This is a genomic window from Gemmatimonas sp. (assembly GCF_044344655.1).
Taxonomy (GTDB): domain Bacteria; phylum Gemmatimonadota; class Gemmatimonadetes; order Gemmatimonadales; family Gemmatimonadaceae; genus Gemmatimonas.
In genome coordinates this window covers 1-5,429 of the sequence record NZ_JBIJCN010000085.1, presented here as the reverse complement: position 1 = coordinate 5,429, position 5,429 = coordinate 1, and the positions used below count along the sequence as shown (strand labels likewise).

Sequence of the window (5,429 nt, the reverse complement as noted above, 5' to 3'; positions counted from 1 at the left end):
GCACCGTGAACGAGAAGGCCGACATGCCGAGGAGCGTGAAGACGATGCCCTTGGCGAACCAGCCCATCGAGTGGTACAGCTCCATCAACGACATGTTCATGAGTCGTGTCTCCGCAAAACGTTAGGTTGGGGCTCAGCGATTGAGCGAGAACTGGAACGGCTGCTGGACGAGCTGCTTCACCTTGCGTCCACCCACTTCAGCGGGCAGGAAGCGCATACGCTGCAGCGCGTTCTTCACGGCGGTCGTGAACAGGTCGTTGTCGGACTTGAGCGCCTTGAAGGTGCCCATGTCGGCGCGGCCCGTCGTATCGACGACGAACTGGGCGAGTACCTGCCCTTCGATGCCGGCCGAGCGGAGCATGTCGGGGTACGCAGGTCCCTGAGCGCCGGGCGCCATGACGACCGGCTTTTCGACCTGGAAGTCGAAGTAGGGCTGATCACCCTGCGGGACCGGCCCCTTGCCTCCTTCGACACCCTTGGCGATACCACCCGCGACACCCTTACCGGAGAAGTCGGCCTCGTCCGTCACCTTCTTGGACAGGTCGATCTCGGGGATGACATTGGGGATTTCGATCGGGGCCGAAAGGACCTGGAAGCCCTTCGGTGGCGGCGGCGCGGCCACGGCATCCGGCGGTGGCGGCGGCTTTTCCGGCTCGGGCGGCTTGGGTTCGTCCTTCTTCACCTCGACGAAGTCGACCTTCTCTTCCTTCGGCTTTTCGTCCACGATGCCGGAGTTCTTCGTGACCACAATGAGCGCGGCCACGATGGCGGTGTGAACGACGATCGAGGTGATGGACCCACCCAAGCGCTTCTGCTTCTTCGCCTGTGACTCAAGCAGGTTGTTGAACATCTCGCTTGTCCGGGGTACGGGCTACGAACGTCTGCTCCCGGGGCGTCCGGAAGTGACTTGGCGATTCTACGCCCCCGACATGATCCAGCAATGCACAAAAGATTAGGATCGGATTAATCCGAGGTTAGCATTCCCACGCCATCGGGGTCGCCCTCGGCGCTATTGACAATGGACTGATACTCCCCCGTCATCCCCGACCCGGGGGCACCCGCCAGCGGCAGGGTCACGGTGAAGGTGCTCCCGCGGCCCAGCCGCGACTGCACCTCGAGCGTCCCGCCGTGCGCCTGCGCAATCCAATGGGAGATGGCGAGGCCGAGGCCGAACCCCCCGCGCTCACTCGCCCGGGAGCGCACGCGATCGGCGCGCCAGAAGCGCTCGAATACGTACGGCAAGTCCGCAGCCGCTATGCCGATGCCGGTGTCCTTCACCGCGAAGCGTACCACCGCCTCCTCGCGTGCCAGTATGAGCTCCACCCGCCCGCCCTTGGGCGTGTACTTAATCGCGTTGGTGACGAGGTTGAGGAAGAGCTGCCGCAAGCGGGTCAGATCGCCCAACACCTCCGCGTTCTCCAGCGGCGACGCTTCGATCGTGAGCTCGGCATCCTCGCCGAGCAGGCGTGCCGTCTCCACCACCTCGCGGGCCAGGGGCGCCAATTCGACCGGTTCGCGGTACAGATCGAAGCGCCCCTCGTCGGCCCGCGCGAGCGTGAGCAGCGAGTCCACGAGGTCGGCCATGCGCGTAACCTGCTGCAGCGCCTCCTCGAGGGCGACCGCCTGCTCGGTTTCACTGGAGGTGGGCGACATGGCGCGCTCCACGTCGGCGCGCATTACCGTGAGCGGCGTCTTGAGCTCGTGGCTGGCATCGGCGGTAAAGCGGCGGAGCGCACCGAATGAGGTTTCGATGCGTTCGATGAAGGCGTTGAGCGTAGCCGACAATCGCGCGAGTTCCTCACCCGCGGCCCCGATCGCCAGTCGCCGATGCAGCGACCGGCCGTCGGTGATCGCCTCGACCTGATCAATGATCCGGTCGATGGGGCGAAAGGCCCGCCCCGAAATGATGTAGGCAAACAGGACCGACACGACCACGAGGAACGGCGAGATGACCACCATGGTACTGGCGATCCCGCGCAGGGTGCGATCGATTTCCTTCGTGCTGAGCGCAGCGTACACCCGATACCTCGCGTTGTCGCTCAGGGGCACGTCGCGCGCTGCGAGCAGCACCTCGTCATTGAACAGCACCACACGCTGCATCACCTTGCCGGCACGACTGGTTCGCGCCGCGGCGCTGAATAGATCACGATCGGAGGTGGAGAGCCCGGCCACCTGCGGCGACGCATAGATGTCGTACCCGGTACTGTCCTGCACGAGCACGTAGCCGTCGAGCAAGGAGAGAAAGGCGCCCATGCGCTGCCCGACGGTCCGCGCCGCCAGCGGATCACTCTGTCCAAAGACCGGCTCGGTGCCCGTGGTACGGGCCAGATCAATAGCGCGCACGATGTGCTGCGCCTCGGCCTGCACCCGATCCTCAAGCTCCTCGAAGAGGAGCTCGCGCCGTACCGCGAGCAGCGCGACGGAGAACAGGAGCAGCGTCCCGATCGACGCCGCCGTCCACGCCAGCGTAAGGCGCGCGCGGATGGAACGCATGGGCACGAGCGACTCTCTACGCGCGAATCATGTAACCCACCCCACGCACCGTGGTGATGAGCTTCTTGTCGAATCGGGCATCGATCTTCTTGCGCAGGTGGTTGATCACCACATCGACGATATTGGTGCCCGGATCGAAGTGATAGCCCCACGCATACTCGGTGATGAGCGTCCGGCTCATCACCCGCCCGGCATGCCGCATCAGATACTCCAGCACGGCGAACTCCTTGGGGGTGAGCTCAATGAGCTCACCGGCGCGGCGCACCTCGCGCGTGCCCTGATCGAGCTCGAGGTCGGCCACACGCAGCTGCGGACTGGCCATGGCGCGCGGGCGGCGGAGCAACGCCTCCGCGCGCGCCAGCAGCTCCTCGAAGGCAAAGGGCTTGGTGACATAGTCGTCGGCGCCGGCCCGCAGCGTTTCGACCTTCGCATCCACCGCGTCCTGCGCGGTCAGCACGAGCACCGGGCGCTCGAAGCCGCGTGAGCGCAGTGACTTGAGGACGTCGAGGCCGTTCCGTCCCGGCAACCGCATGTCGAGGATGATGAGGTCGTACGGTTGTGCGGTGGCCAGGCGTTCACCTTCGAGCCCGTTGTTGCAGAGGTCCGCCTGCCACCGCTGCTCCTCGAGGCCACGGCGGACGAACTCACCGACCGTCGGATCGTCTTCTATGACTAGGATCTTCATGATGTACGTCCCGCGGGCCGCGTAAACCCATACTCGCGGATCTTGCGATAGAGTGTCTTTGCCGAGATGCCGAGCATGCCGGCGGCGTGCCCCTGATGCCACTGCGTCCGATCCAGCACATCCGCAATATGCTGCCGCTCGAGCGTCGCCAGTGTTGGCACCACTGTATTCGGGCCATCGGTGGCCTCGGCGGACGGTGGCGCCGGCCGCTCGCCGTGGCTCGTTCGCGGGAAGGGGAGTGCCTCCGGCCCGATCACGCCGTGCTCCGCCAGCAGGACGGCGCGTTCCACGACGTTCCGCAGCTCGCGCACATTGCCAGGCCAGTCGTACTGCTCCAGCAGCGCCATGGCCGCATCGCTCACGCGACACGTGGCTCGTCGCGGCTCGGTCTGCGCGATGCGTGCACAGAAATGCTCCGCCAGCAGCGAAATGTCGGTGCGTCGCTCCCGCAGGGGTGGCAGCACGAAGCGCATGGCATTGATGCGGTGCAACAGGGCCTCGGAGAACCGCCCCGTCCGAACGAGTGGCTCGAGCTCGCGCGTGGTGGACGCCACCAGGCGGACCTGAACCGGTAGCGGCTGCGCGCCGCCGATGCGCAGCACCCGCCCGGTGTCCAGCACGTCGAGGACCAATGCCTGCTGCGCGGCATCGAGTTGGTCGATGTGCGACAACAACAAGGTGCCCCCCGAGGCCAATTCGAAGAGACCGACCTCTCGGTCGACCGAGGCCGCGCCCGCGGCCCCCTGCTCCACCCCGCGCAGTTGCCGCGTGAGGTCGAGGTGTGCCGGTGCACAGGACAGCCGCACGAATGGGGCATCGTGGGTACTACCGCGCTGGTGCAGTTGCTGCGCCAGCAGCGCCTTGCCCGTCCCGCTCTCACCACTCACCAGGACCGGCGAGGGGCTGGTCGCGATCTTGTCGACCAGAGACAACACAGCGGTCAGTGGTGCGAACCGGGTGACGAACTCCGTGAGTGGCTCGGCCCGACGGAGGCAGAGGGTCAAGCGCTGGTTGTCACGCGCCAGTACGCGCTTTTCCCACGCTCGGTGCACGAGCGCTTCGATCTCCGCCATGCGGTACGGCTTGGAGAGCACGCCGTAGGCGCCCAGCTTGAACGCGGCCATGGCCGTCTCGATGGTCCCGTTGCCGGTCATGACGATGATCTCCGGCGGCAGCGGCCCCTCGCGCACGAGGCGTAGCGTCTCAAGTCCGTCCAGCTCGGGCATCACCACATCAAGCAGCGCCACATCGAACGCATCGGTGCGGAGCGCCTCAAGCGCCGCGCGGCCGTCGCGCACGATCTGCACGGCCAAGCCGCGGGCCGTCAGGAACTGTTCGAGGATAGTACCGAGGTGGATTTCGTCCTCGGCGATGAGCACACGGATCGGCGGCGCAGCATCGAGACCGCGCGGGCTGCCCCCCGTACCGGCGGCGGCGGTCATGCGAGCACCTCGGTGGTGCGGTGGCGCACACCGATCGGGAGCGAGACGAGAAAGCGGGTGCCCTCCCCCTCTTTAGAGAGCAGGTCGAGCGCCCCGCCATGGTCCGCCACGATCCCGTAGCAGATGGCGAGCCCGAGGCCGGTGCCCTGCCCCGGCGGCTTGGTGGTGAAGAACGGGTCGAACACCTTGGCCTGAAGCGCACGGGGAATCCCCGGGCCCGTGTCCTCAACTTCGAGGATGGCGCGCCCCGCCTCCCCGGGCTCGCGCCGCGTGCGAATCACCACTTGGCCCTGGTCCGGGGTGACGTCCAGGGCGTTCATGGCAAGGGCGATGAGCACCTGTACGAGTTGGTCGGCATCCCCCTCCACGAGGAGCACCGCGGCCGCCTCGAGCTCGGCCACAACCTTCACGCGCTTGACGCGCGGGTGATGCTGCAGGAGGAAGAGCCCTTGCTGCACAACCGCGTTGAGATCAAGCAGCGCGCGGCCGCCGGCCTTGGGGCGTGCGAAATCGAGCAGGCCATTCACGATCTTCTTGCAGCGCTGGACCTCGAGGTCGATGATGCGCAGCAGTTCCGGGGCAGGCGTGGTCGCGCCATGGATCGCCTGCCCCCCGAGCGACTCCGCGCAGGCGGCGATCGTGGCCAGTGGGTTATTGATCTCATGCATCACGCCCGCGGCAAGCTGGCCGAGGGCGGCGAGCTTCTCGGCCTGCGCGGTGCGATCGATGGCGGCCTTCCAGTCGGTAATGTCTTCGGCGATGGTGATCACGTGCGTGACCGGCCCGCCGCCCATGCGCATTGGGATCTT

General features: G+C 66.5%; 5 protein-coding genes. All 5 read right to left on the bottom strand.

Annotated features, from left to right (window positions below; translation table 11 throughout):
* Window positions 1-133: 133 nt before the first annotated feature.
* Window positions 134-850: a TonB family protein gene (locus ACIQ51_RS13960; RefSeq protein WP_396205673.1), complete on the bottom strand. Its 717-nt coding sequence runs from the start codon at window positions 848-850 to the stop codon at window positions 134-136.
* Window positions 851-963: 113 nt separating this feature from the next.
* Entirely contained in the window at window positions 964-2,493 is a 1,530-nt protein-coding gene (locus ACIQ51_RS13955) for a sensor histidine kinase (RefSeq protein WP_396205672.1), read from the bottom strand.
* Window positions 2,494-2,509: 16 nt separating this feature from the next.
* A complete protein-coding gene (locus ACIQ51_RS13950; RefSeq protein ID WP_396205671.1) occupies window positions 2,510-3,178 on the bottom strand; it encodes a response regulator in 669 nt (222 codons plus the stop codon).
* Window positions 3,175-4,620, bottom strand: coding sequence for a sigma-54-dependent transcriptional regulator (locus tag ACIQ51_RS13945; RefSeq protein WP_396205670.1), 1,446 nt, complete (start codon window positions 4,618-4,620; stop codon window positions 3,175-3,177). Before ACIQ51_RS13945 ends, ACIQ51_RS13950 begins: the two co-directional genes overlap by 4 nt.
* Window positions 4,617-5,429: sensor histidine kinase (locus ACIQ51_RS13940; RefSeq protein WP_396205669.1), on the bottom strand; the 813-nt coding region annotated here is incomplete at its 5' end. The genes ACIQ51_RS13940 and ACIQ51_RS13945, both read right to left, overlap by 4 nt.

Excerpts from the sequence above, each read along its gene's own strand:
- ACIQ51_RS13950 (WP_396205671.1), bottom strand. The coding sequence starts at position 3,178 with ATGAAGATCCTAGTCATAGAAGACGATCCGACGGTCGGTGAGTTCGTC.
- ACIQ51_RS13955 (WP_396205672.1), bottom strand. The coding sequence starts at position 2,493 with ATGCGTTCCATCCGCGCGCGCCTTACGCTGGCGTGGACGGCGGCGTCG.
- ACIQ51_RS13945 (WP_396205670.1), bottom strand. The coding sequence starts at position 4,620 with ATGACCGCCGCCGCCGGTACGGGGGGCAGCCCGCGCGGTCTCGATGCT.
- ACIQ51_RS13960 (WP_396205673.1), bottom strand. The coding sequence starts at position 850 with ATGTTCAACAACCTGCTTGAGTCACAGGCGAAGAAGCAGAAGCGCTTG.